Source organism: Methanofollis liminatans DSM 4140 (assembly GCF_000275865.1).
GTDB lineage: Archaea > Halobacteriota > Methanomicrobia > Methanomicrobiales > Methanofollaceae > Methanofollis > Methanofollis liminatans.
This window is the reverse complement of the sequence record NZ_CM001555.1, coordinates 676,761-702,317: the sequence shown is the minus strand read 5'-3', so window position 1 is coordinate 702,317 and position 25,557 is coordinate 676,761. Positions and strand designations below refer to the sequence as shown.

Sequence of the window (25,557 nt, the reverse complement as noted above, 5' to 3'; positions counted from 1 at the left end):
AGTAATGTGGTCGTTGAGATGGTATTAAGGTTTGTGAGAGGCCACCTTTCTGGCACGATGGAGCGCCTGCCGGTCACCGAGGGGAAGACAACATTTTTTGCACCTGTTCAGGATGAGGGAGCGGCATTTCCACCGGGATCGGCCCCGATCTTCTACAACCGGAAGATGGAGGCGAACCGGGACGGGACGGTGCTCTTCCTCGCCGCCGTGCGCCCTTCAGACTACCTCGACGCGATGGGGGCGACCGGGGTGCGGGGGCTGCGGGTCGCTCACGAGACCGGGATCGCCGTGACGATCAACGACATCGACCCGGCGGCGGCGGCCGAGATCCGGGCGAACGCCGGGCAGATCGAAGGGGCGATCGAGGTGACCTGCTCTGACGCCAACGCCCTGATGAGCACCAGGCGTTTCGACGCCGTGGACCTCGACCCCTTCGGGACGCCCGCGCCCTTCGTGGACGCCTCGTGCCGGAGCGCGAAGCGGTTTCTCTTTGTCACGGCGACCGACACCGCCCCGCTCTGCGGCGCCCACTTAAAGGCCGGGATGCGCCGCTACTTCGCCCGCCCGATGAACACGGAGTACCACGGCGAGGTCGGGCTGCGCATCCTCCTCGGTTTCGTGGCGCGGGAGATGATCAAGTACGACCGCGGCATCGAACCGCTCTTCTGCTTTGCCCACGAGCACTTCGTCCGCCTCCACCTCAGGACGCGCCCGCGGGTGAAGAACGCCGACCAGGCACTCGACCGGATCGGCTACGTGATGCAGTGCACCGGCTGCTTCTACCGGGAGGAGAGGGCCGGGCTCCTTTCTGAATCCGGCGTCTGCCCCTGCTGCGGCACGGCCCTGCGACCGATCGGCCCCCTCTGGCTCGGGGCGGTGAACGACCCCGAGACCCTTCTGGCGATGGAGGCGCTGCTCCCGGAGATGGCGCTCGGCACGGCGTCGTACCTGGGGCGGCTGCTGCCCGTCCTCAGGGACGAACTCCCCACCTCGACCTTCTATGACTACCACCGGATCGCAAAGGCGCTCAGGGCCTCGCCGCCGGCGATCGATATCGTGCTGGAGCGCCTCCGCGCCGATGGCTACCTGGCGACGCGGACGCATTACGAGGGCACCGGGATCAGGACCGACGCCCCGCTCGCGACGATCGAGGCGGCGATCAGCGGCCCTGCTTGAACTCCCTGGTCTTTAAAAAAGCCTCGAACTCGGCCTTGAACGAGGGGGAGCGCTCCAGGTACTCGACCAGCCCCCTGACCTGCTCGATCGTCTCGTTGTGGAGCTCGTGCTCCATGAAACAGGCGTCCTCCTCTGAAACCCGTTCCGAGACGCCGATCAGGGAGAGAAAACCTTTCAGGGTCTCGTGCCTGAAGGCGATCACCTCGGCGATCGACCGGCCCTCGGGGGTGAGGGTCACGCCCTCGTAGCGCCGGTAGGTCACCAGCCCCATATGGCCGAGTTTCTGGAACATCTCGACGACGCTGGACGGGGATACAGAGAGCTCCTTTGCGACGTCAGAGGTCCGGGCATACCCCTTCTCCCGCGCCACGCAGAGGATCGCCTCCAGGTAGTCCTCCACTTTCCTGCTCAGCGGCCCGCGGCCGCAGCATCTTCCCGGCGCCATCGCTCTCCCGCGGCGGTGCCCCAACGGCCCGCCGATCGCATCACTGTTGCACCGCCCGCCGCATAAAAGATCGGGGTCTGGACGGTCCCTCATGTCGCCTCCTCCTTAAGGAGGAAGAAGGCGATCGCCGCCATGAAGGGGAGGAGGAGGACGGCCGGCGTGTACGGCGGGGCAAACCCACCGATAAACCCGGAAATCGAGTTGAAGAAGGCCTCCGATTCCTCCCCGGCAGGGATGGAGGTGCAGATCATCCCGAAGATGTCGCAGCCGGCGATGAGGGAGACCAGGACCGCACCAAGGAGGACGCGCGCCCTGCCCTCGAGGCCCGCGCCCCGGAGACCGCCGGCGATCAGGAGGAGGCCGCCGCAGGCGACGACCGCCCCACCCCATGCCCAGCGGAAGAAGTCGTCGCCGGCGATCTGGATGAAGCCGATCTCGAAGGGGCCGCTCCCCCCGATCCAGACCAGGATGTCGGCAAGTCCGAAGAGGAGGGCGGCGATCCCGGCGACGACCGAAACGGCGCGGAGCACCACGCTTCCGCTCATCTCAGGCCACCCCCAGGAGCATGCCGGCGAGATGGATCAGCCCCCCGTAGAGGAAGACCACGATCATCAGGGCAAGCATCGCCCCGCCGAGGAACTTCCAGCCCTCTTTGAGCAGCATCACGAAGGTCGCCACGCACGGGAAGTAGATCGAGACCAGGATCACCGAGGCGAACATCTGGTACGCCGTCATCGGGATCGTCGAGAGCTGGGCGACGGCAAGGTCCTTTCTCAGGAAGGCGGCGACCAGAGGACCGACGGTCTCCGGCGGCACCCCGAACCACAGGACAAAGAGCGGTGCAAGGGCGCTGCTCAGCCAGCCGATCACGCCGAGAAGGTAGAGGACATTGACCAGCAGGACGCCGAGCAGCACGAAGGGAATGGCCTCGCGCAGGAAGCCCATCGTCCTGATCTTCATTTTGCGGGATACGTTCTCCAGCATCGGCCGGCGGTACGGCGGGACATCGATGAGGATCTCGGGGTTTTCGCCCGGGAGGAGCCGGTTGAAGGCGAACCCGAAAAGGGCGAAACCGACGAGCAGGGTGAGGATCACCAGTCCGACGAATTCCGGGATCACGGCGAGCATGATCCCGAGCTGCGCCCCGCAGGGGATGAAGATCGCAATCAGCGTCATCATCATGAACCGCTGTTTGTCCGTCTCCAGGATCCGCGTCGCCGTGATCGCCGGGACATTGCACCCGAGCCCCAGGATCATCGGGACGACCGCATAGCCGTGGAGGCCGATCCGGTGGAGGAGGGTGTCGGCCAGGACGGCAAGGCGGGGAAGGTAGCCCGAGTCCTCCAGCACGGTCATCGTGAGATAGAAGATGAAGACCGCCGGGAGGACGACGCCGATGGAGACGAAAAGCCCGGAGGTCAGGACGCCGAACACCTCGAAACAGTTCTCGGCCGCCGGATCCCCGACGAAGAGGAAGTAGAGGATGCTTTGCGGGTCTGGCCAGACGCTCTGGAGCCAGGGGAGCCAGTGGGCATCGAAGAGTTTGACCATGAAACCGTCGGTGACCAGGTCGCCGGCGAAGGATGAAAATACGCTCCAGAACGCATAAAGCACCGCAAAAGCGACCGGGATCCCGGTCAGCGGGCTGATCGTGAGGTCGCCGAGGACGTCGGAGAGCGTCCTTCTGAACACGCCGGTCCTGACGGTCCGGGCGGCGATGGCGTCGGCAAGGCTCCAGCGCTCGTCCATGGAAAGTGCGGTCATCCGCACCTCCCGCACCCGGCGCAGCCCGGGAGGTTTGCCCGGGGTGGGGGTGTTTTACCGGCAATGCGGTCCCTGACAGCATCGAGATCGGCGACCTGCGCCTTATGAAGGATGCCGACGAGGTCCTTGATCCCCTCGCCGGTCGTCGCCGCGGTGGTGACGACCGGGAGGCCGAGCAGGTGCTGGAGCGCCCCGGTGTCGACCAGGACACCTTTCGCGCGGGCGGCGTCGATCATGTTGATCGCCACGGCAGTTTTCATGCGACGTTCGAGCACCTGGAGGAGGAGGTAGAGGCCCCGCTCGATCCGGGTGGCGTCGAGGACGACGAGTGCAACGGCACCGGAATATTCCCCGACGATGCGGGCCGCCACCTCCTCGGCGGCGTCGCGCGGCTCCAGGGAATAGGCGCCGGGAACGTCGATCACTTCCCGGGCCTGGTGGTCCGCAATGAGGCTGCCGCGCGTGACGTCGACGGTGGTGCCGGGGTAGTTCGAGACGGTGGCGCTGCCCCCGGTAAGCCGGTTGAAGAGGGCGCTTTTTCCCACGTTCGGGTTGCCGATGAGAAGAAGCACCCCTTCGTGGCCGGACCCGGCGTCCGGCACCGCACTGCCGGAGGAGGAGAAGAGACGGTCACGCAGACTCATCGCTCATCCCCCGGATCTCGACGACGACGCCTGCGGCAAGGTCGCAGCCCATCGCCACCTCGACGTCGCCTGCGATCACGACGACCGGGCCTTTGATCGGCTGGCGCGTGATCATTTTCACGTTTTTACCGGTTCTGATGCCAAGGGAGTTCAGCGCCTGGCAAAAACCACGAATTTCAACGATCGTTCCGGTTTCACCGTATTCAAGATCAGTAATTGCTTTTTTCATCAGGATTCCTCTCAACAGTGATGTGTGCGGCCATGCCGCGGCCGAGGGCAACGGTGCCGCCGTCGACGGCGAGGACGATCGGACCACAGGCGGCCGATACGACCGTGCAGATCTGCCCCGGGGCGATCCCCCGCAGGGCGAGCCGGTGCCTGAACCTCTCGCAGCCCATGACGGCAACGACCCGTGCCGTTTCACCGATGCCACATTCTGTCAGTTGCATGCTCTTGTCAGAGAATAGTGGCCGCTTCGGCCCGGATAAAGCGGAGCCGAAAGGTGTGAGGGAGTCTCGGAAGGTCCGAAAAGAATTCGGAAATATTATACTTTCCGAACGGTGCGCGCGTGATGCACTCGCTTTCCCCATCTTTGTGCCGGGGGTTCTTACCCCCGGACCCCTGCATGCGATTGCCCTGGACATGCGAGGAGGGGCCGGGCGGAGCATCGGTCGATGAACAATGATGGATGGGCGTGCCGGCGTGGTTGTCCATCCCTGCCCCAATCGCAATCGGCGGGGGGACCGGGGGGCGGCAGGCCCCCCGGCACCGGCGTACCCTGATATCCTGTACGCTCACACCACCATCCCCGCACCGGGGGTTGCACCCCCGGACCCCCGCATGCGATTGCCCGGGCTATGCGAGGAAGGCCCGGGCGGCGCACTGGTCGATGAAAAATTGATGGATGGGCGTGCCGGCGTGGTTGTCCATCCCTGCCCCAATCGCAGTTTTGCGGGGCACTGATCCCGCATCTGCTCTCGGAAACTGCCGGGCTAATGGCTTTGTCCAGACCATCCCATATCCTGGTTCCACGATAAAGGGAAGATCTATCATACCCTCACCAGGGCCCCTTCAGGCGATCTCGAACGTTGTTGTAGTGGAGCGTTTCAACAGCTCCTGAAAAACAGGATGGGATGAACCGGCGGATGTGTGGAATCGAACGCCGGCCCGTCCGAAGATCATTCGAGATCGCTGGAAATTGTGGAGTACGTGTCATGTGCCATGGAAAGAGCGGGGCGTATCCTGGATCAGATCACCCTCCTGCCAGACATTTCCAGCGATCCGGAGCCGTATTCGTCATCTACACGGTCACCAGCAGCACAACGGCCATCAGCGCCATCCCTGCGATCAGACCGTAGACCGCACAGTGCGTCTCCCCGTACTCCCGTGCCGCGGGGAGGAGTTCGTCCAGGGCGACAAAGACCATGATCCCGGAAACAGCGGCAAACAGCAGGCCGAGGAGGCCCGCCGAGAAGAAGGGAAGGAGGATGAAAAAGGCGATCAGGGCGCCGGCGGGTTCGGCAAGACCCGAGAGGAGAGCATAGAGAAAAGCCCTGGCTCTGCTGCCGGTGGCGCAGTAGACTGGCACGGATACGGCGATGCCCTCGGGGATATTGTGGATGGCGATGGCCGCAGCGATCGAGAGGCCGATCCGCAGATCCACCGTGGCAGCGTAGAAGGTCGCCATCCCCTCAGGGACGTTGTGGATGGCGATGGCAAGTGCAGTGAATATGCCGGTGCGATAGAGGCCGGTGTTCTCCCCATCCGCCACCTCCTCTACCCGCCGCGCCTCGTGGGGGTTCTGGGGATAGGGAACAAGATGATCGATGAGGCCGATGAATGCAATCCCCCCGAAAAAAGCAAGTGTGACCGCCCATGGACCGGGCACACCGCCCCATGACGCCCCGACCGACGCATGCGCCGCCGGCAGGAGTTCGGTGAAGGAGACATAGATCATCACCCCGGCAGAAAAGCCGAGAGAAAAAGCGAGAAGGCGCGTACTTGTTTTTTTCGTGAAGAAGACCATCAGGCTGCCGATACCGGTCGAAAGCCCGGCGATGAGCGTCAGCACGAAGGCGACGGCGACAGTGTCAGGATCGATCATACCCTTTCCCGGCGGACATGCTCAGGTATCTCTGCTCTGGCTTAATACCCTCGGAGGCATGCACAAAAACGCGAGAGAAGACCTGAGCCTTCCGGCGCCGACGGCAGAGAAGCCCCATCGCCTGAAACGATGGAAAGAGAGGGGGAACATCCCCCGGTACATGAAAAATATCAACGAGAGGAGTTCAGAACCGCGTGACTATCGTCACGATATCCCGATCTTTGAGTTTGTGCTGCAGCCCGACGCGCTGGGCGTCGTGCTTCACGGATTTACCCCAGATCTTTGCATACCTGAACTTGTCCACGAAGTCACGGTGGAGACGGCGGCAGACGTCCTCGATCGTCGAGTCTGAGCGGACGATCAGCGGCTCCTCCATGTCGGCCGGGCCGCCGAGCGGCTTCATGTAGACGCGCATGAAGCCGAGGTGCTCGTAGATCCCGTCCTTGAGCGTATCGACATTGTAGCCCGAGTGTGCCGAGATCATATAGGGCTTCTCGCCGAAACGCTCGGTGAGCTCGCCCTCGATCTCGGCCCGGGTCTTCGCATCGACGAGATCGACCTTGTTGATGGCGATGAAGGCCGGGATATAGACGCGGTTTCCGATCATGGCGTCGATGAAATCGTCCTGCGAGACATTGCCCCTGATCAGGACGTCGGCGTTCATGATCTTGTTCTCGGCGAGGATCGACCTGACCTCCTCGATGTCGAGGGCCTCGTCGCCGACATAGTTGAGCCTGATACCGCCGTTGCCGCTCTTTTTGATGGTGATGTCGGGTTTTGGCTTGTTGATCCTGATCCCGGCGTCATAGAGTTCCCTCATCAGGACATCGACATGCCGCCCGTTGTAGACGTCGCCGAGGATGAGGATGAGATCGGCGCTCCGCACCACGGCGATGACCTCCTTGCCGCGCCCCTTGCCCATGGCGGCGCCGGCGATGAGCCCGGGGATATCCAGGATCTGGATCTTCGCGCCCTTGTGCTCCAGGATCCCGGGCACGACGGTGAGGGTGGTGAAGGCATAGGCCGCCACCTCGCTCTCCTGCCCGGTGAGCTGGTTGAGGAGCGTGGACTTGCCGACCGACGGAAAGCCGACGAGGACCACCGTCCCATCGCCCGACTTCTTGACCGAATACCCTTCCCCGGAGCCGGCGGACTTCATCGCCCGCTGTACGGCTTCGTCTCTGATCTTGGCGAGCTTGGCTTTCAGGCGTCCGATGTGCTTGGATGTGGCCTTGTTGTACACGGTGCGCTGGAGCTCGTCTTCGATCTCCTTGATCTCATCTTCAAGACCACTCATTCCTCATAGATCTGTAAGCCTGACTACATAAGGATCGTGGATAGGGAACCGCATTCTGGTTCTGCGCGTCGCCGATCTCGATGGGGCGGGCGGCGCCTGATCGGGCTGCGCAGAGAGGAATGGTTAAATACGTCCATATCCAATATTGTAGAGCACTCAGGTGCGCATTGCTGCTATAGTGTAGACCGGCCAATCATGCAGGACTCTCACTCCTGCGACTGGGGTTCGAATCCCCATAGCAGCATCTAAACGGGTTGTTTGTGTTCCAATTTTGAAACGGGGTCCTTCCGGCCCTCTGTCACCATGAAAATAAGGGTGATGTTTTTAAATACCGTTCTGAAATAATGGTATACCATGCGAGAGGACGAAACCCATTGCACGCGGTGCGCGGGCCGGATGTACCGGGCCAGTGTGCGCCGGCAGGTCGAAGGTAAGCGCGCCTGGGTGGGTGTGGGTTGGTGGTGCCCGGTGTGTGGATCATTCCAGGGCGATCCCGGGATCTGATCATCGTCACCCTGCGATCGCACCCGCGACTTTATCACCCTGTCGGCGCGATCACCCCGATCAGAAATAAGCGATTTTTGAAGAGTATAGATTGCCCCTATTGGCCTTCACCATAACACCATATGGGATTCATCATACCCATAGATAAAACCCAAAAATAGGTATTGGTATTGTCCGCACATTAGAGATTATGTAGTGAACCGGTACCATGTCCCGGCGCTATAGAGCCACACCTCCCGGCCGCGGGAGACGTTGAAGGGTTTGCCCTGCACCCGCCGCCGGGCGGCCTCTACAGTGCGGATGTCGCGGCTGCCGATCGCTTTTACCTGGATGCGCCGGACCCGCGTACCCTTCCGGGCGATCAGGTCGGCGGATCCCCGGCTTCCCGGGGAGATGTTCACGCTCCACCCATCACGGCGAAGGATCGCAGCTGCTCTCCCCTCGGCCCCGCGGCCGCGCTGATAGTTCTGGCCATAGTTGCGCCGGCCGGCCTTTGTTTGTTGTGCATGTGTTTTCATGTGGGACCCCATCGCTTCCTTTTCAGGTTTGCGATCGCTCTCAGGCCGGGCTGGAAAAAAATTTCGACTTCTAACCATAGATCGCTTCTGATGAGGCCGAGAGTGTTTCAGGTGTTTGTTTGGCAGGAGTCTCCACATCGGCAGTCAGACGGTGCACCGTCTCGGTAGATCGATCGAACACGGCACAAATTTTCCGAACAGAGTAACCGGCCGCCCGGAAGCCCCGCATTAGTTCGGCCTCCTCAGCACTCACGTGGACGTCGCGGTCGGGGAGTCGAAACGTGAGCAGGATCCGATCGAATGCAACATCGGCGGGGATGGTGCCTTCCATGACCTTGGCGTACTCGCCCACCACAATATCGTGAAATTTGAAAGCCCGGACGTCGCAAACCCACGCCACGCTCTGAAGGACTTTTTCGATCGTCGGGGTCGTCATACCGGCACGGCGGAGGTGGGCGATAACGTCCCCGACTGCCCGGGTTTCAATGTCGATGTTTGGTAATTTCTCCATACAAATGTATATTTCTCCCAAGTGTTATATAACAATGCCACAGAAACAAATATCTACTACAATGTCTATATAGGAATATATCGGAGGCATCACCGACAAAGTGGAAACTGCAAAAACGGTATTAACTGCCCTCGTCGCCATCAAGGCGCGGGCGATCGAAAAACAGAACGCGATCCTCTTGAACGACGACGCGGTCGGCATGATCGACGCCGTTATCGGCATGGCGATCGGGCTCATCGTGCTCGTCGCGGTTTTCTCCATCGCCCCGGTTATCGGGTCGAACATTGACTCGTCCGTCACGATCCCGGCGGGCTCTCAGTGGAACTCGACCACAAACGCCGATATGACGACCGGCGTCGAAATCTGGACGCAGAACTCGGCGCTTCTGATTCTCGCCGTCATGGTCTCGATCCTCTCCCTGGTGATCTTCTCGATCATGAGGATCCGGGGCTCGGAATAACCCCCTTTTTTGCGCCCAATCGATGATCATCGTCGATTCTTAATATATTTGTTAGGACATAATATTAAGGATCACGTCCATCTCTCCCGGCAGTATGCGATCGTCTGTTTGAACGCCTCGCCCCTGAGGGGCTGCCCCTCATCGGAGAGGAACCGCTGTTCCAGGGCGATCAGTTTGAACAGGTTCCCTGATTTCCCGGTCTCGTTCCCGCCGTGGAAAGAGGTCCAGGTCTCGCCGTCTCTCGATACGGCGAAGTTGTCGCCGTGCGTCGATCCATAGACCGGGTGAGGCCCCCGTTTCCCTGGGGCGATGCCGGTATAGGCGGAGAGGGAGGGCATGCGGCGTTTCAGGTCGTCGATGTCGTCCGTATTGCCTTTCTTTTTCCCGCTCCTCTTCCACCGTTCCTGAGAGACGGCGGACCGGAGGGAGGCACACCCGGCAAGGATCTCCTGCCGCCTTTCCTCCTGCACCCCCGGGTGCTCGCCGGCTGGGATTGCTTCGGCGAGGATCGGGGCAAGGTCGCCCCCGCCCCTGAGATAGTCGTTGAGATCCACCTTCTCGATCCCATCGGGCCGCGGCAGCGTCCCGATATACACCCGCTCGATCCCATGCGCAAGGAGGGCGTGGGCGGTCTTTGTCGCACCCTTCGGCCCGGCCCCGCTCTCCTCGCTGTCCATGATCACATAGACCGCACCGGCCCGGCGGCAGTACGCGGCGGCCTCGTCGATCCGCACACGCTTGAAGGAGGTTGTCACCGGCGAGATGCACGGCCGGCAGTCCTGCAGCACCGCGAGGGCGTCGCTGATCCCCTCCGTGATAATCAGCGGTTCGCCGTCGATGACCGACCATCGGCCGAAGATCGGTTCTTTCGGGCCGGTCTCCGTGACGATCTGCTTCACGTACTTCGCCGGCTCCCGGTCGCCATACGCTGGGGTCTCGTCGGTCTGCCTGCCGGTGAAGTATTCTGGCGTCCCGTCACCATCCAGGTAAGGGAACACGCGCCGGCCCCGAAAGAGGTCGCCAACGCCGGTTTTGCCGCCCTTCGTCCACCGGCCCACCGTGCCGGAAGCGATGATCTCCTCGCCGCTATACCCCCGGTCCATCAGGTGCAGGAGGAGGGCCGTACTACTGTCTGCCGGGGCGTAACCGAGGCGGGAACGCTCCACAAACCACGGCTGGAATCCGTACCGGGTGAGGAGAAAGGCCCGGTGCTCGTCGGTCAGGTGCTGCTCATAGAAACGACAGACGTCTTCCATGAGGGCGTTCCATTCGGTCATGCCCCCACCCCTCGAAGGAACGGACAGACCGGCGTTTCGCCGTAGTCCAGGAGGAGGAGGGCGTGAGAGGCTCGGGTCGCACCGACATAAAAGACCCGCCGCTCCTCGGCGAGGCGGTCCGGGTCGGTGAGGTCATCGAGGCGTTTTTTCTGGAATCCGGTGTGAAGGAGCACCACCGCCGCCTCAAGACCTTTCGCGGCGTGGATCGTGTCGATCTTCACCATATCGGGGGGGATCTCGTATCCTCGGCGCTGCTCGAGGGTGAGACATGCACGGATCTCCCGGACGATCCAGGGGCGGAGGTTCAGGGCGTCGAATATCCCGTCCCGCAGGTGGCCCCCCGTCCATGCGTACACGTCGCCCAGGCGGACCGGCTCACGCTTTGACTTCAAGCGCCGCAGGGCGGCGAGGGCGTCGGTCCGCTTCGCGTCGGTGAGGGTGGCCAGGATCATGGTTTCGGCCTCGATCGTCGGGACCGGGGCCGGGTCGATGGCAGAAGACCCCGCGAGATACCGGGTGATCGCCTGTTTCAGGGTCCATGGGCTGACCGTTGTCGTTTCGAGGTGTGCCCGGTCCCGGCCGATCCTCACTCGGCTCCAGAACCGCACCCGGCCGGGCTTGATACTGCTGCACGGGACGCCGGCGGCCGAGAGAGCGCGGGCGAGGGCCTGGCCGGTCTTTTGGTAGCGCGAGAGGACAAAGACCGGCTGCCGCTCTCCCGGGAGGGTCCGGGCGTACCGGATCGCCTCCTCCACCTGCCGGGCGAGGGCGTCGGCATCCGGTGGCTGGACGTGATGGACCTGCCCGCGACGGATGCACGGGGAGACGTTCGCCGGGCGGTTGAGGATCGACTCGGCGGCGGCCATGACCGATACCGGGCAGCGGTGCGAGACGGGGCGGGAGGATGGGCCGGTTGCCCCCCGGTCCTCGGCGTTGATGGCGAGGAAGAGGCGCGGGTTGCATCCCCGGAATCCATAAATCGACTGATCGGGGTCTCCCGCAACGTACACGCGCTTGGTCTCAGGGTGTTCGATCCACGATCGGATCAGGGCATCCTGTGCGGGTGAAACGTCTTGGTACTCGTCCACGACGAGGATCGAGGCGGGGGGCGGGAGTCTGTGAACGAGGGCCAGGCGTATATAGTCCTCGTGCTCGAAGAGCCCGTTTTTGGCCTTGTAATCCCGCCATGCGGTTATGTAGTAAGAAAACGGCCAGATCTGCGGCTGGGCCGCAAGACCCAGGGCGGTGGCGGCCACCCGCCACTCGTCGGGCTGGCGCATGGTCGCCGTCAGGTACGCGGCGAGGGCGATCACCTGGTTGCCGACCGGGAGATCAGCACGGCTGGGGGCGTCGTCCTCGGCGCCGATCGTCGGGTCGAAGGCGAGACCGTGCCCTGCCATAAATTCTTCATAGATCGGGGCCTTCCGCCGGGAGGTGACGGTTATCACCTGCTCCCGCGGGTCCTCAATCAGACCGGCGGCCATGCACTGACGCAGGGCGCAGGCGTGGATCGTGCCGCACATCCGCGAGATCGTCTTTGGATCGGCGTCCAGGAAGACCAATTCGTGAAGGCGTCGGGCCAGGTCGGACGCCTGGGCGCGGGAGAAGGTCATCACGCTGATGTCGCCGATCGCTGCGCCCGCTGATACTTCGGCTCGGCAGAACTCGATCAGGGTCGTGCTCTTGCCGGCCCCGGGGCCACCCCTCCACCGGATCAGGTCGGCAGTCATCGGATCGGCCCCCATCCATCGCACGTGAGAGAGGAACGAAGAGCCGTTCGGCACAAAGAGGAATCTCGCGATCCCCTTAAATTTGTTACACCGTTACGGGTGTTACGGGTGGAAATGCACAATGTGCGATTTCGCACATGCATGATCGCTCGCGGGCGCGTAACGTGTAACGCGTAACAGGTCATGGCGCCACCTCCTCAGCGGTCAGATCACTGAAGTCGGACACCTTCGGATCATCCGGCCGGAAGTCTGGCGTGAATCCCCAGGCGCGGATCAACATCCTCCCGAGTCGTTTGGGCTGTGACGGGCATACCAGGAGCCCGGCGGCCTGGAGGTATTTCGAGAACCCCGCGTCGTTTTCATTCCGGCCCGAGTCCTTGAGCACGTCCCCGACCAGCCGCCCGCTTATCCACAAGGGGCCGCCTGGCTCCTGGTAGATCCCGCCCTTTATAAGGCCATCAGGAGTTTGAGGGGCTTCAAGGGGGGCGATCCTGATCTGGAGACGTTCAACGACTGACTCCCACGGCGAGACGCTCCCGGCGGGCTCAACCTCCTCGGCGATCGAGAGCCAAAAGTCGATCACCGTCTCGAAGTCTCGACCCGATGCGCCCAGGGGTTCCCGGGGGTGTACGGAGAGCCATCGCGTGTTCAGGGCGATCGGGGCGTGGGCTGCGACATCCCGCGCTGTGAAGGCCATGCTCTTCCCCTGCTCTAAGTCAATCAGATAGACCGGGGGGTCGCAGACTTCAACCCGGACCGCCACCGTCTCACCGATCACCCGTGCAGCTGGTTCGGAGACCAGTGCCTGGGCGTCGTCGGACCCCTCAATCGCCTCGAAGATCTTGATGATTGCCGCCCTTACCGTCTTTTTGTCCAGCGGTACAGCGGTACAAACCACGTTGGTAAGCCGCCCGGCAGCGTATCGCCCGGCCCACGGCGGCGTCTTGCTGCGCTCCTCGGCGATCACTTCCTCGCCCCTGGTGAAGGTCGATATCCACCGATCGCGCTCGGCGGCGATCGTTAGGCTGATCCCGTCGATGAGCGGGATCGGCCCCAGAGAGGATCGCGGCTTGGGGGTCATTCGCACCCCTCCCCGCCGCGGTAGAGGATCCACCGCATGGCTCGCACATCTGCATCAAGGAGAGCGGCGGCCCGCCTCGACAATGGCGGCGGCGTCATCCCGAGTCCCCGCCGGGACAGGAATTCGAGGACCTCGAACTCGTCATCGGTCAGGTCGTCGATGTGCCCCTGGAGGCGTCGAAGAAGTTCGTCGAAGATGAGCGGGAGCCCGCCCGGTGCGCACCACATCGCAGAAGGGTTTTTATATTTGCGCGCCCTTGTCATATTTAAGGCAATCCCCATGTGGGCGTTGTCCGGTGCTTGCTGTCCTGGGGCGGGTGGCTGGCACTGCTCTACTCGCATTTTTGCGCCTCTCGCTCGCGAATGATGATCATCCCGCGGCGCTCCATTACCGCGATGGCTGCACCCTCCAACGGGCTTTCCTTGCAGATCGCCTCATACGCCGCCCGGCTGTAGACCGGCACCCTGCCGCATCCGTTCATCTTCATTCGGCGGCCGATGGCGATGGTTTCTTTGCCGCGCTGAGCAGATTGATCAGTCATCCGTCACCCCCATCTGCGGGGCGTGTCGGTGGCCGGGGAAGGGGGCGGAAGTTGGCGCTTGCTTACCCCTCCCGGTGTCGTGGTCCATTTTTTCAATAAATGCCTCCAGATCAGACTCCCTGATTTTCCAGCGGCGACCGATTTTCACTGCCCTGAGTTCACCAGAACGAATCCAACGCCCCACAGTTTGCGGTGAGGCACACAGGATCGCGCCGGCGTCGACAGCGTTGTACAGCAACTCTGTAATTGCCATACAATTTAGTGGCGTTTCGATGTGATTAATAGAAACATCTTTATATGAGAGATGAGATTTATTATCTGGGACATTGAATAATATAGACGATCAACCCTCCTCGTTTATCTTCGAGCAGATACGCGCGTGTAACGGACGTTACCGGGAACTTCTCAAAAAAAACTATGAAAACAATTTTGACCGCCCCGAATATCAAGATCTCAAAAGTGAGTTGCTTGTAGAACATCAGGCGGCTATTTACAAGATATTTGTAGAAAACCACGCGTTTCTTTCAGATGGAAAGTGGATTCGGCAAGATCCGGGTTATAACGTGGGAGAAAACCACAGCACATTAGGAGATAGATACCGTTCTGTAAAAGCCCTAAAACTTCTCTCCCACCCCACCGTGATCACTACTTCACAATGTGAGACATACTATCGATCCGAACTACGAACCCTAAAAAAAAAGTGGGCTCGCCAAGCACGGCAAGTAGTCAGAGAAGCCGGCAGGCATCATAAAATTTGCAAATGGTGCGGGCAGGAATTTGTTTCAGTCCGTTCGGATGCGGAATATTGTTCGAATGAAAAGTGTCGAAAGGCAGCACAGCGGGCCAAAAAAGAAAATCAATGATCTCCGCCCACCATCTCCCACCGCCCTGTGATCTCCCTCGATGCGGTCACTTCACAACCGATGTGGCGCGACGTGATCGCATCTCGTCGAGAACCTCCCGCATCAGATCGGGGTGCTCGGTTGCAAGTTCTACAAACTCTATGGCCTCGGCCTTCAACCGCGCCTTTTCGTCCGCCGCGGCCTCGGTCAGTTCAAGCCCGCAGGCCATGCACCACCCGGCATCCGGGGGCCATATCCGCTTGCACCGCGGGCATTGTTTCGGTTCGAGGGGCGAAACCGCGTCTGATGTGTCCGGCGTCTCAACACCGTTCAATGTCGCCATTGCCTTTGAAATATCGTCTTTTCGCAGGTGAAGATATGTTTCAAGCATATCGGTGCGCAAATTGCCCCACATCATCAACTTGATCACCGATTCCGACACGCCTTGCTGCACCAGGTGCGTGATCCGCGAGTGCCTGAACAAGTGCGGCGTGATTTTTTTCTCAATCCTGGCCCGCACTGTGATCGCCTTGATCTGCTTCACGACACCCGCGTACTGCAGCGGCTGGTGTGTGTGCTCGGTGAGAAACACCAGGGCGTCGCCGCGAGGGTCGCCCGGGTACTGGCCGCGCCACATTGCAAGATCGCCCCGTGCGAGGATCAGCGGGATATACCGAAGGATTCCGGTTTTGCCGTCTGTCGATAGGGCGGCGTTCCAATCGTTAAACTCAATATCGCGCCACCGGAGGGCTGCGAGTTCCCCGATCCGCATTCCGCTTTCATAAAGAACGCTGATCAAAGCCCGGTCCTTTGTGGTCCGGCACGCCTCGATCGACCGCCGGATCTCATCCTCGGTCAAAACGTCATCTACTCCCTTCGTCACACGCTGATAGGGCGGCGGCCGGATCTTTCGCCGGATCTTCTCCGCCGGGATCTCCGTGAACCCCTCTTCACCCATCCACATGAACAGACGGCGGAGGATTCGGACAATATCGGCAATCGTGTTTTTCGCGTATGGTTCGCCGTTTGCCTTCGTCGCCGTCTTGACGGACTCCACCGCCCGCAGAAGATCGGCATAGGTCGCCTCGCGGAACGGCGGGAGCCATCGGCGGAGTGCGCACGCGTGGACCGTTATTTTATACCGCCGGCTCGCGCATATTCCCCGGCCCGCTGCCGATAGTTCGGCAAGAAACAAGGTGATCAGGTCCGCATCATCGCGGGTGATCCGCCCCTCGACCACGGCCTTCTCAATCATCTCGGTGCCCTGTCGGGTGTACGTCGCATCGGTCCGGTGAAACGCACTCCCTGATCGTACCCCTCGCGCCATGATTGATCAGTGGTTGTACAAGGGTAAATAATTATTTGGAACACAAACGTCCTGTTTGAATACCCCATAGCAGCATCCTGTTCTCTTGCTTCAGTTTCTTCCGCACGAACGTGTTTTCCCTCGTCATTTCACCGGAAAGGTTCCCCGTGCTGATGCCCGCCAATCTCCTCCCGGAGATCGGCCCCCACAAAGACGATAGCACTCAGTCGAGTTGGGGGAGGCCGCCGTACACAAATCTATCACGAATAAAAATGACAAATCATTAATATCCAACCAGATAAGATCCCACGATGAAATCGGGATTGTTGCTGCTGGCCGGCGCCCTCTGTCTGGCCTTTTTCCTCTCCGCCGGATGTACCGGGACAGGCGGCGGAGCAGATCTCTCCTCGCTGACCTATGTGACCGAAGACTATCCCCCCTATAACTACATGGATAACGGCAGCGTCACCGGCATTGCCGTGGACATCCTCAAGGAGATCGCCGCGGATGCCGGAACGCCGATCCCTGCCGGGAAGATCCGGATGATGAAATGGGACGAGGCCTACAACACCGCACTATCAACACCGAATACCGTTATTTTCTCCATCACCCGACTGCCAGGGCGCGAAGCGGATTTCAAATGGGCAGGCCCGTTTACCACACAAAAAATGGTGCTCTTCGCCCCAAAATCATCCAGCATCACCATAAACGGACCTGAAGACCTGAAGAATTACACTATCGGCGTCGTAACAAACGATGCAGCGATCGGACAGTTGAAAGCCCTCGGCGTCCCGCAGAAGAACATGCTGGCCGATCAGGATCCTGCAGTGATCATCAAAAGTCTTCAGGACGGCCGGATCGATCTCTGGTGCTATGGACAGGAGGCAGGAATGATCGCCGCCAGAAAAGCCACCGGATCCGCCTCATTCATGGAACCGGTCTATACCCTCGACTGCTATGACCTGTATTATGCATTCAACCGAAACACACCCGATTCGGTGGTGGCGCTCTTCCAGCAGGGGCTCGATTCGGTGATAGCCGGCGACAATCAATCCGGTACGAGCACCTACGAGGAGATCCTGAAGCGGCACGTATCGTCATAATCCCGGGGCCCCATCTTTTTTCCAGCAGAACCGCCCAGATATACGGACGCATCAAAAGTGATACCTTCGAAAAAATTCGTAGTGAACGCCAGAGATATCTATCAGCACGCCAAAAGAGCGGGCATGAAACACAATCGTGCCGGCCTCGTGCTCCTGGCATCGGTGGTTGTCATCGCCACAGTCCTTGCCGGATGCACCGGGGTTCAGGATGCGGCATCTCCGGAGCCCACGCCTCCGGCCGGGGAGGATATCCCGGAGGCCGGGGGAAATGACAGCGTGGCCGCCGGAAACAACCGGTTCGCCTTCGACCTGTATCAGGAGTTGAGAAACGATCCGGCGTACGCGGAAGAAAACCTCTTCTTCTCGCCCTACAGCATCTCATCTGCCCTCGCGATCACCTACGAGGGCGCCCGCGGCAGAACCGCCGATGAGATCAGGGCGGTCTTCCATCTCCCGGTAGACGACACCGCCAGACGGGAAGGGTTTCTGGCGATCGATGCGGGCATCAACAGCGAAGATTCCGGCTACACCCTGCGGACGGCAAACGCCCTGTGGGCTGAGGAGACCTACCCCTTCCTCCAGGACTACATCGAAACGGCCGGACGTTATTACTCTGCAAACGTCACCAACCTCGACTTCACCACCCAGCCCGAGGCTTCGCGCATCACGATCAACCGGTGGGTGGAGGAGAGGACGAACGACCTGATCAAGGATTTGCTGCCCGAAGGATCCATCAGTCCACTGACCAGACTGGTGATCACCAACGCCATCTACTTCAAGGGGACGTGGGTGAAGCAGTTCGATGAGAACAAGACGGTCGAGGCGGAGTTCAGGAAAGGACCGGGCGAGAGCGTGCTCGTCCCGATGATGCAGCGGACCGACGAGGAAGCCGTGTATGGCTACGCGGAGACCAACACCCTCCAGGTGCTCGAGATGCCCTATACCCACGAGAGCGGGACGGGCCTCTCCATGCTCGTCATCCTCCCCGACGAAATAGAGGCAGCCGAGGAGTCGCTCGACGCGCAGAAGATTGACGATCTGCGGCAATCCCTGACCGAGCGGCGCGTGAACGTCTATTTCCCGAAATTCTCGCTTGAGACGACATACCCGCTGGCCGGGACGCTTGCGGCGATGGGGATGCCGACCGCCTTCACCGACGCCGCCGACCTCTCGGGAATGGACGGCACACAGAACCTCTTTGTCAGCAGGGTCGTCCACAAGGCGTTTGTGGACGTGAACGAAGAGGGCACTGAGGCAGCCGCCGCCACCGGGGTGATCATAAACCTGAAGACCTCCCTTGAAGGAGACGAGACGCCGACCTTCAGGGCCGATCACCCATTCATATTCGCGATCCTGGACAACGACACCGGAACAATTCTCTTCATGGGGCGGGTCGTGGACCCGGTCAGCCCCTGAGCATCAGGGAATGCCCCACCTTTTTTCCCACGAAAAAAAGGAGCAGGAGGCCACACGGCTGCAGGCGTGCCGACCACCCATCGCTCTCATGATCCGGCGAAAAAAGACAACACGCCGGCCGCCACACAAAAAAGAGGGTCCCGTCAGATCAGTTCCAGGATCTCCTCAAACGAGGCGTTCTTCTGGACCCACACGCTTCTTCCCGTATAGTTCAGGCCTTCGGTGGCGCGGAGGTCCTCGAGGTCATAGACCCGCGGGCCGTACTGGTAACCGGCTGCCTGATACCACCATGCCGGATACCCGGGCTCATCCACCGCCCCGGTCAGAGGATCGGTGATCAGCCCGTTTGCATACTTCACGATCAGCGTCCCTGAGAGGTTCTGCCATTCCTCGATGATCTCGTCTCCCCGTGCAACGGTGACGTTTGTGAGAAGACGGCGTGCAGCGGCCTCATCCCCCTTTGCGATGAGATCTGCCGCTTCAGCGTCGGTCTGGCGCACCCGCTCGATCGATCCCGCTTCCAGTTCGGTCTGCTTTGATCTGATATCCTCGATCATCGCATCGTACCTGAGCATCGCCCAGTTCGTGACAGAAGCAAATGTCCAGTAGGCGGCATCGGGATCGTATACCGTCCTCGCCCCGGTCGTGTATGAGCGCGAGAGACTTTCAGATCCCGCGTAGATCGGTGCGTACACCGTCTCATATGCGACTGCAGGACCGAACCAGAGCACGCCGCCGACCGGGTCAGGGAGGTCTGAGCGCGCCTCTGCAACATAGCTGTAACTGCAGAAGATCGCCGAGACCGGCCTTGGATTCGCACCGGCACGCACCTCGATGAATGATCCGTTCTGGAAATCGGTGTGCGCATCGGCGGGGCCGAGGGAGCGGTACGGGTTCCCGAACGGCCCTGCGGCGATCCCTCCGGTCAGGTCAAAGTCGGTTCCTTCGTAGTGGTCCCTGAAGAGGGAGAGGGCGGTGGTGAGGTTCACCAGCCTGTCGGGTGCGATCGTGAACGGCAGCGCGTCCGTATACGAGCCCTCCACATACGGGCTCAGGTTCAGCGAGGGGGCAAGCCTGTTCTGGATGCTCCATACCCGCATCAACGAATAGTAGGGGTGAGAGTACTCACCGTAGCTCGTCACCTCCAGCCAGTCGAACGCCCCGTCTGAGGGTGACCAGAGGCCATACTCTTCGGTGACGGCGAAGAGATTGCGGGCGTACAGCATCTCAGGGTCGCCCTCCCGGACCGTGCGGATCCGAAACTCGTTGCCGGCGACAAAGACCTCGCCGTCAGGTATCCTCTCTGCGACCCAGAGACCGCCCGTGCCCGTTGGGCTGCAGCAGATCTCGATGACCCATGCCTCCTCTGGGTCAGCGAAGATGAGCGTCTCGCCGGTCCCGTAATAGCCATAGGTTTCGATGAGGGCGCCGGTAAGTTCGATGGCTTCCCGTGCTGTTCTGCAGCGTTCAAGCGCCACATTGGAGAGCTCCGAGGAGTAGAAGATCCTCCTGCCCTCCTCTGCATCGAGCTGGATCCTGGCATAGTCGGTGCACTCGGCGCTCAGGAGCTGGTGCTCGTTCATCATCCCGTAGGACGCGGTGTAGTAGCCATAGGTGTGCGGCACCTGATCGATGGAGCCGAGAACCCACTCAGAAGCGTCTCCGCCTTTGTTGCCGGCGGCGTCCGATCCGCTGTCTGGATCGAAGAGGACCGCTCTCTTCGCCCCGGCCGGATGGTCGGCCGCGGGGATATAGGTCACGCTGATGTCGTCGATGTTCCGCCAGTCGGTGCCGACGCCGTCGTTGGTGTGGCCGAGATACATGGTGCCGTCCTCTGAGGCGCCGGGCGTCACCGCAAAGATCGTGCACGCCGATACCGATGCAGATGAAAGAAAAAGCATCAGTGTGAAAAAAAGGGTCACAAGACGAAATCGCGATCTGACTGGCAATGGATCCATACAAACATGAGGAATCCACCGATTAAAAAGAGTGTTTATTTGACCCTTCGCTCACAGCCCCGGACCGGTACAGGCCCCCTTTCACTTTCCAACCATCACCGCCCCGCATTTCGGGCACTTCATCTCCCGGCAGGGCACGCCCCGGGTCTTTTGCACTTCCTCGCCGCACGAGGGGCAGATACATGCTTCAGGCGGCACTCCCCGCCGCCCGAGCCCCCGCCCGGGCGGTCCTCTCTGGCCATCGGTCAATCGCAGATTCACCCCGGACGGCAGATGGTCGCGGCCGGAAGATATATCTGGTGATCAGGGCAGGCAAGGTTGCGCACACAACAGTTGCGCACACAACTGTTATCCCTCCTGGGCGCCAAACCTGATCCCCATGTACCAGCCGCGCGAGACGGTCCCCCTCGGGGCCCTTGTCTCCATCATCCACCGGACCCACCACATCATCGTTGACGAGCGGATGAGGCAGTTCGGCCTCTCCTCAGGGCAACTCTTCACTCTCCTCCACCTCGCGCACGAACAGGGGATCACCCAGGACACCCTGGCCCGCCGCTTCCACGTCGACAAGGCGACCATTGCCAGGGCCGTCAGGAAACTCGAGGACGCCGGATATGTCAGCCGCACCGTCGACCCGGGGAACCGTCGCGCAGTCCTCGTCGCTCTCACCGATGCAGGAGAGCGGATCGTACCCGAGATCGTCAGGATCGACCGGCAGTGGGAGGAAGAGATCTGCGCCGGACTCACCGGAGATGAACGCCTCACAATGCAGACCCTCCTCAGGAAAATCGCACGCAACAGCCTCGCCATGACCAGGGCAACAGGAGACAGCGACTATGCAGAACACTGGACAAGAACCCTCTGAGCGGACAGGAACAACTGCGGGCGTCGCCCTCCTCACCGGCGACCCCAAGCGGGCGATCCTCAAACTCTCGATCCCGATGATCGCCGCCATGCTCCTGATGTCGACCTACAACCTCGTCGATGCGATCTGGGTCGCGGGCCTCGGATCCGACGCTCTGGCCGCCGTCGGCTTCATGACCCCGGTCTTCATGATCCTCATGGGGCTTTCCGTCGGCCTCGGGGCCGGTGTCACCTCCGCGATCGCCCGCCGGATCGGGGCCGGGAACAGAGAAGGGGCCGACAACACCGCAGTCCACGCCATCCTCCTCTCCCTCACGCTCTCCGCCGCCCTCACTCTCCCCCTCATCCTCCTCGCAGGCCCGGTCGCCGTCCTCCTCGGCGCCGGCGATACGACCGGGCTTGCAACGGTGTACGGGCAGACCCTCTTCACCGGCACCGTCTTCGTCCTCTTCACCAACATCGCCTACGCCATCCTCAGGGCCGAGGGGGACATGAAGCGGACGATGTACGCCATGGGCGCCTCATCGATCATCAACATCGTCCTGGACCCGATCCTCATCTACGGGGCCGGGATGGGGATCGCCGGTGCAGCCCTTGCGACGGTCATCTCGATCGCCCTCGTCTCGGTGGTGATCCTCTTCTGGTTCTTTGTGAGGAAGGACACCTATGTCTCCCTCTCACGGCGGGTGTTCTCTCCCGACCCGAGCACCATCATTGACATCCTGAAAGTGGGCCTGCCGGCAAGCCTCGAGTTCTTCCTGATGTCGGCCCTTGCCATCATCATCAACAGCCTCCTCGTCGGGATATCAGGGACCGACGCCGTCGCCATCTATACGACCGGGTGGCGGGTCGTGATGTTCGCGATCATCCCCTTCGTCGGCATCAGCACCGCGGTGGTCTCGGTCGGCGGGGCGGCGTACGGCGCCAGAAAATACGAACATCTCAAGACTGCCCATACCTTCTCGGTCGGGCTCGGCGTGGTGATCGCCATCGCAATGAGCGCCATAACGTGGCTCGTCGCCCCGCAGATCGCCCTCATCTTCACCTACTCACCGGAAAGCGCCCACCTCGCCCCGGGGATCGTCGTATTTCTTCAGATCATGTGTTTCTTCTATCCCTTCGTGCCGCCGGGGATCATGTCGGGCTCGATCTTCCAGGGGACCGGAAAGGGGACGACCTCGCTTGCGATCAGCGTCCTGCGAAACCTGCTCTTCATCGCCCTCTTCACATGGGTGCTCGCGATCCCGATGGGCATGGGAGAGGCCGGGGTCTGGTGGGGGATCGTCGCAGGCGATATCCTCGGCGGGATCGTCGGCTACCTCTGGGCGCGGCTCTATATCGCCAGGCTCATCGCCACCGCGAAAAGTCCGCACACCCCATAACCTTTTTTCCTCTCACCCCAGCCCGACGTCCAGCACCATCATCACCACAAACCCCACCAGGGCGCCCATGGTGGCAAGATCGGCGTTCCCGTGCATCTGGGACTCGGGCACGACGTCTTCGACGACGACAAAGATCATCGCTCCTGCCGCGAAGGCGAGGGCGTACGGGAGGATCGGGGCGGCGAAGATGACGGCGACCGCCCCGATCAGGGCGGCGACAGGTTCGACAACACCGGATAATTGCCCGTACCAGAAGCTCTTCATCTGTGTGAACCCTTCCCGCCGCAGCGGGATGGAGACCGCCATCCCTTCAGGGAAGTTCTGGATCCCGATCCCGAGGGCGAGGGCGAAGGCGGCGGCAAGGCTTGCCGTCTCGTGACCGGCCGCCAGCGCCCCGAAGGCGACCCCGACCGCAAGCCCTTCAGGGATGTTGTGGATCGTGACGGCAAGGATCAGAAGGGTGAGCCGGTGCCAGGATGTCGTCGGCCCTTCGGTCTCCCCTGAGGGCCGACCAGGATGGAGATGGGGCAGGGTCATGCCGATCCCCCTGAGAAACAGGCCGCCGGCGAGAAAGCCGGCCGCGGCCGGGATCCACTCGGGGAGCCCGCTCCCCGAGGACATCTCGATCGACGGGAGGAGAAGGGACCAGAACGAAGCGGCGATCATCACCCCGCCGGCAAAACCGAGCATCCAGTCGAGCACCTTCCGGTCGATCTCCTGCCTGAGAAAGACGGCCGCCGCTCCGAGCGCCGTCATCCCCCAGGTGAAGATGCCGGCGAGAAGCGCCTGCAATGCAGGGTTGAGGGCCTGAAACGATTCTATCATGGATGATGTCCCCGGCGGGCGACCGCCCGGTCACCCTCTGATCGATTAAAAGGTGCAGGGGACAGGGTGGGGTGCACCCTCACGACCCCCCCGTTCACCGCAGAAACTTCGAGACGAAGGGCGAAGTCTCTCCTCTCCGCAGGAAATGCCCTGACGGCCCCTCGCCCATGAACTCAGAGAACCAGGACTCGTGCTCGATCTCCTCGTTGAGAATGGAAAGGGCGAGGTCATAGGTCCGGTGGTCCTTGCCGGCCGTAAGGTTGCAGATATGCGTGTACTGCCTGACCGCACACCGCTCGGCCTCGACCAGCACCTTCAGCATCGCCATCGTGTCGGTCGGGTCGGGCGGCAGGCTCGCCGGCGGGCAGCCCGAGACATTGTGGAAATCCACCATATTCTCCGGAAGCTTGCCGCCGAGTTCATAGATCCTGGGCACGAGCGCCTCGAAGTGGTTCCGGTCCTCGATCCGTGCGGTCTCTGCGATCTCCTTGACCGTCTCGCCGTCGAGCCCGATCAGGTTCGCCCGGAGGATCGTGTAATAATAATAGGTGGTCAGCTCGGCCGCGGCGTTCTTCACCAGCAGTTCGATGAGGTGATCGACATCGACCCCTGCATCCTCGACCATCTTTCGCGTGACTTTAGCCATCTGTGTTTCCCCCCGAAAACAGGTGATACTCACGCACCGGCATGATATAGGTTTCGAGAGGGGGAAGGGATCGGCCCGGCGAAAGACGCCAGAGCTGCGGGAGCAAATTCAAAAAGGGTGGACCGGGCAGGCGTTCTGAGACCGTCCTGCGACAGGAAGGGATCGGGACATGGGCGTGAGAGGGGGAGATACTGCCCCGGGTACGAAGGGATTCGGTCAGAAAACAAAATCCAAAAATGATTAAATCTCAAAAACAGATGATCCGCGAACGATACGATGGACACCCTGGAGATATTCGCCCGCCACCACGACACCGTCCAGAAGATCTTCAGATCCCGGCTTCTTTTGCAGATTCTGCTCTCACTGGGGAAAGGGAACAAAACCCTTGCAGATCTCCGAAGCGTTACCGGAAGCACGTCGCAGTCGATTCTCCCCAGGATCCGGTTCCTGGAGGAAAGACACTATATCGAGAGCCGCAACGACGGCTACGCCCTGACTCCTCAGGGAAAGGTGCTGTCGTCCCAGATCCAGGATTACCTGAGATCAACGATTCTTTTTGACAAAAACCCAAAATTCTGGTCTTCGCATTATCTTGAAGCCATTCCAGAACCGTTTCTCCGCGACATCGGCGACCTCGCCGATTCAGAGATCGTGGAGAGTTCGGATGCAGACATCTTCTCGGTCATCCAGTATTTTTTTGAGATGATGAAAGACGCATCGTGGATCCATATCATCTCCTCGTTTATGAGCCATCCCCATGCCGATGCCCTCGGGACAAAGATACAGGCGGGCGTGCCCGTGGAGATGGTGGTCACCGCCAAAATTGCAGAAGAACTCAGGAACGATCCGTTCAGGAAAAAAATAGAGGCGCTTCTGGAGCACCGGCACTTCAGAATATATGTGGCCCCGGCCCCCCTCCTCATCGGGCTGACGGTGACCGATTCTTTCCTCTCCTTCGGGATGTGCCTGAGAGGGAGCCTGAAATACGATATCTCAAGCGACCTTTTCAGCACCGACAGAAAGGCCCTGGCCTGGGGTGAGCGGCTGTTTTCGTATTACAAAGATATTTCAGAGGAATTTTCTCTCGATCCGCCCTGAAACCCGACACATTCGTCAGAAACCCTTTTTATTCACCAGTCCGCTGAATATTCGCCGAGCGTACT

Annotated in this window: 28 protein-coding genes and 1 tRNA gene; 9 read left to right on the top strand and 20 right to left on the bottom strand. The window is 61.0% G+C overall.

Going from position 1 to position 25,557, the window contains the following annotated elements:
* The first annotated feature begins 57 nt into the window (after positions 1–57).
* Positions 58–1,176 carry a tRNA (guanine(10)-N(2))-dimethyltransferase gene (locus METLI_RS03495; protein ID WP_004038068.1) on the top strand — a complete coding sequence of 373 codons (1,119 nt, stop codon included), beginning with the start codon at positions 58–60 and terminating at the stop codon, positions 1,174–1,176.
* Here the strand turns inward: METLI_RS03495 and METLI_RS03490 are convergent.
* From METLI_RS03490 to METLI_RS03455, 8 genes are all read right to left on the bottom strand, one after another.
* Positions 1,160–1,714 carry a metal-dependent transcriptional regulator gene (locus METLI_RS03490; RefSeq protein WP_004038067.1) on the bottom strand — a complete coding sequence of 185 codons (555 nt, stop codon included), beginning with the start codon at positions 1,712–1,714 and terminating at the stop codon, positions 1,160–1,162. The genes METLI_RS03495 and METLI_RS03490 overlap by 17 nt on opposite strands.
* A complete protein-coding gene (locus METLI_RS03485; RefSeq protein ID WP_004038066.1) occupies positions 1,711–2,166 on the bottom strand; it encodes a hypothetical protein in 456 nt (151 codons plus the stop codon). Before METLI_RS03485 ends, METLI_RS03490 begins: the two co-directional genes overlap by 4 nt.
* A gap of 1 nt (position 2,167) precedes the next feature.
* On the bottom strand, positions 2,168–3,385 hold the full coding sequence (locus tag METLI_RS03480) for a nucleoside recognition domain-containing protein (RefSeq protein WP_157203201.1): 1,218 nt from the start codon (positions 3,383–3,385) through the stop codon (positions 2,168–2,170).
* On the bottom strand, positions 3,382–4,029 hold the full coding sequence (locus tag METLI_RS12345; protein ID WP_052311152.1) for a FeoB small GTPase domain-containing protein: 648 nt from the start codon (positions 4,027–4,029) through the stop codon (positions 3,382–3,384). The genes METLI_RS03480 and METLI_RS12345 overlap by 4 nt, the downstream gene beginning before the upstream one ends.
* Entirely contained in the window at positions 4,016–4,258 is a 243-nt protein-coding gene (locus METLI_RS03475; RefSeq protein ID WP_004038064.1) for a FeoA family protein, read from the bottom strand. Before METLI_RS03475 ends, METLI_RS12345 begins: the two co-directional genes overlap by 14 nt.
* The gene (locus tag METLI_RS13315) at positions 4,239–4,478 is read right to left on the bottom strand and encodes a FeoA family protein (protein ID WP_004038063.1); all 240 of its coding nucleotides are present in this window, start codon (positions 4,476–4,478) and stop codon (positions 4,239–4,241) included. The genes METLI_RS03475 and METLI_RS13315 overlap by 20 nt, the downstream gene beginning before the upstream one ends.
* An 851-nt stretch (positions 4,479–5,329) precedes the next feature.
* Positions 5,330–6,133: a zinc transporter ZupT gene (zupT, locus tag METLI_RS03460; protein WP_004038061.1), complete on the bottom strand. Its 804-nt coding sequence runs from the start codon at positions 6,131–6,133 to the stop codon at positions 5,330–5,332.
* Positions 6,134–6,317: 184 nt separating this feature from the next.
* The gene (locus METLI_RS03455; protein ID WP_004038059.1) at positions 6,318–7,430 is read right to left on the bottom strand and encodes an OBG GTPase family GTP-binding protein; all 1,113 of its coding nucleotides are present in this window, start codon (positions 7,428–7,430) and stop codon (positions 6,318–6,320) included.
* Between the two features lie 169 nt (positions 7,431–7,599).
* Between METLI_RS03455 and METLI_RS03450 the strand changes: the two genes are divergently transcribed.
* Positions 7,600–7,674: transfer RNA gene (locus METLI_RS03450), tRNA-Glu, on the top strand.
* Between the two features lie 448 nt (positions 7,675–8,122).
* Here METLI_RS03450 and METLI_RS03445 read toward each other — a convergent pair.
* Both METLI_RS03445 and METLI_RS03440 read right to left on the bottom strand, forming a co-directional pair.
* A complete protein-coding gene (locus tag METLI_RS03445; protein WP_157203200.1) occupies positions 8,123–8,452 on the bottom strand; it encodes a PDDEXK-like family protein in 330 nt (109 codons plus the stop codon).
* A gap of 70 nt (positions 8,453–8,522) precedes the next feature.
* A complete protein-coding gene (locus METLI_RS03440; protein ID WP_004038055.1) occupies positions 8,523–8,963 on the bottom strand; it encodes a hypothetical protein in 441 nt (146 codons plus the stop codon).
* A 100-nt stretch (positions 8,964–9,063) separates the two neighbouring features.
* On the opposite strand from METLI_RS03440, the gene METLI_RS03435 reads away from it, so the two are divergent.
* Positions 9,064–9,423 (top strand): hypothetical protein, encoded by a 360-nt coding sequence (locus METLI_RS03435; protein WP_004038052.1) that lies wholly within the window; start codon positions 9,064–9,066, stop codon positions 9,421–9,423.
* Positions 9,424–9,494: 71 nt separating this feature from the next.
* Here the strand turns inward: METLI_RS03435 and METLI_RS03430 are convergent, their stop codons facing one another.
* From METLI_RS03430 to METLI_RS03405, 6 genes are all read right to left on the bottom strand, one after another.
* Positions 9,495–10,700: a toprim domain-containing protein gene (locus tag METLI_RS03430; protein ID WP_004038051.1), complete on the bottom strand. Its 1,206-nt coding sequence runs from the start codon at positions 10,698–10,700 to the stop codon at positions 9,495–9,497.
* On the bottom strand, positions 10,697–12,430 hold the full coding sequence (locus METLI_RS03425; protein ID WP_004038049.1) for a UvrD-helicase domain-containing protein: 1,734 nt from the start codon (positions 12,428–12,430) through the stop codon (positions 10,697–10,699). Before METLI_RS03425 ends, METLI_RS03430 begins: the two co-directional genes overlap by 4 nt.
* Positions 12,431–12,611: 181 nt before the next feature.
* Positions 12,612–13,511: a hypothetical protein gene (locus tag METLI_RS03420; protein WP_004038045.1), complete on the bottom strand. Its 900-nt coding sequence runs from the start codon at positions 13,509–13,511 to the stop codon at positions 12,612–12,614.
* The gene (locus METLI_RS03415; RefSeq protein ID WP_157203199.1) at positions 13,508–13,738 is read right to left on the bottom strand and encodes a hypothetical protein; all 231 of its coding nucleotides are present in this window, start codon (positions 13,736–13,738) and stop codon (positions 13,508–13,510) included. Before METLI_RS03415 ends, METLI_RS03420 begins: the two co-directional genes overlap by 4 nt.
* A gap of 104 nt (positions 13,739–13,842) precedes the next feature.
* The gene (locus METLI_RS03410; protein WP_048103606.1) at positions 13,843–14,052 is read right to left on the bottom strand and encodes a hypothetical protein; all 210 of its coding nucleotides are present in this window, start codon (positions 14,050–14,052) and stop codon (positions 13,843–13,845) included.
* On the bottom strand, positions 14,045–14,305 hold the full coding sequence (locus tag METLI_RS03405; RefSeq protein ID WP_004038038.1) for a helix-turn-helix domain-containing protein: 261 nt from the start codon (positions 14,303–14,305) through the stop codon (positions 14,045–14,047). The genes METLI_RS03410 and METLI_RS03405 overlap by 8 nt, the downstream gene beginning before the upstream one ends.
* A 73-nt stretch (positions 14,306–14,378) precedes the next feature.
* Here METLI_RS03405 and METLI_RS13070 point away from each other — a divergent pair, with 73 nt between their 5' ends.
* The gene (locus METLI_RS13070) at positions 14,379–14,915 is read left to right on the top strand and encodes a hypothetical protein (protein WP_157203198.1); all 537 of its coding nucleotides are present in this window, start codon (positions 14,379–14,381) and stop codon (positions 14,913–14,915) included.
* A gap of 46 nt (positions 14,916–14,961) precedes the next feature.
* Here the strand turns inward: METLI_RS13070 and METLI_RS03400 are convergent, their stop codons facing one another.
* Complete coding sequence (locus METLI_RS03400) at positions 14,962–16,221, bottom strand: tyrosine-type recombinase/integrase (protein ID WP_004038036.1); 1,260 nt, start codon at positions 16,219–16,221, stop codon at positions 14,962–14,964.
* Positions 16,222–16,511: 290 nt separating this feature from the next.
* Here METLI_RS03400 and METLI_RS03395 point away from each other — a divergent pair, with 290 nt between their 5' ends.
* Together METLI_RS03395 and METLI_RS03390 are read left to right on the top strand one after the other, a co-directional pair.
* Positions 16,512–17,303 (top strand): substrate-binding periplasmic protein, encoded by a 792-nt coding sequence (locus METLI_RS03395; protein WP_004038034.1) that lies wholly within the window; start codon positions 16,512–16,514, stop codon positions 17,301–17,303.
* A gap of 123 nt (positions 17,304–17,426) precedes the next feature.
* Positions 17,427–18,719 (top strand): serpin family protein, encoded by a 1,293-nt coding sequence (locus METLI_RS03390; protein ID WP_004038026.1) that lies wholly within the window; start codon positions 17,427–17,429, stop codon positions 18,717–18,719.
* Between the two features lie 143 nt (positions 18,720–18,862).
* Here the strand turns inward: METLI_RS03390 and METLI_RS03385 are convergent, their stop codons facing one another.
* Positions 18,863–20,620 carry a dipeptidase gene (locus METLI_RS03385; RefSeq protein ID WP_245529395.1) on the bottom strand — a complete coding sequence of 586 codons (1,758 nt, stop codon included), beginning with the start codon at positions 20,618–20,620 and terminating at the stop codon, positions 18,863–18,865.
* A gap of 436 nt (positions 20,621–21,056) precedes the next feature.
* Here METLI_RS03385 and METLI_RS03380 point away from each other — a divergent pair, with 436 nt between their 5' ends.
* Together METLI_RS03380 and METLI_RS03375 are read left to right on the top strand one after the other, a co-directional pair.
* Positions 21,057–21,542, top strand: a complete 486-nt coding sequence (locus METLI_RS03380; protein ID WP_004038022.1) for a MarR family winged helix-turn-helix transcriptional regulator — start codon at positions 21,057–21,059, stop codon at positions 21,540–21,542.
* The gene (locus tag METLI_RS03375) at positions 21,514–22,923 is read left to right on the top strand and encodes an MATE family efflux transporter (protein ID WP_004038020.1); all 1,410 of its coding nucleotides are present in this window, start codon (positions 21,514–21,516) and stop codon (positions 22,921–22,923) included. The genes METLI_RS03380 and METLI_RS03375 overlap by 29 nt, the downstream gene beginning before the upstream one ends.
* Before the next feature lie 12 nt (positions 22,924–22,935).
* On the opposite strand, the gene METLI_RS03370 is transcribed toward METLI_RS03375, so the two are convergent.
* Complete coding sequence (locus METLI_RS03370) at positions 22,936–23,748, bottom strand: ZIP family metal transporter (protein WP_004038018.1); 813 nt, start codon at positions 23,746–23,748, stop codon at positions 22,936–22,938.
* A gap of 94 nt (positions 23,749–23,842) precedes the next feature.
* On the bottom strand, positions 23,843–24,394 hold the full coding sequence (gene dps, locus METLI_RS03365; protein ID WP_004038016.1) for a DNA protection during starvation protein: 552 nt from the start codon (positions 24,392–24,394) through the stop codon (positions 23,843–23,845).
* 276 nt (positions 24,395–24,670) lie between these two features.
* Here dps and METLI_RS03360 point away from each other — a divergent pair, with 276 nt between their 5' ends.
* Positions 24,671–25,492 carry a helix-turn-helix transcriptional regulator gene (locus METLI_RS03360; RefSeq protein WP_004038014.1) on the top strand — a complete coding sequence of 274 codons (822 nt, stop codon included), beginning with the start codon at positions 24,671–24,673 and terminating at the stop codon, positions 25,490–25,492.
* Positions 25,493–25,557 lie beyond the last annotated feature (65 nt).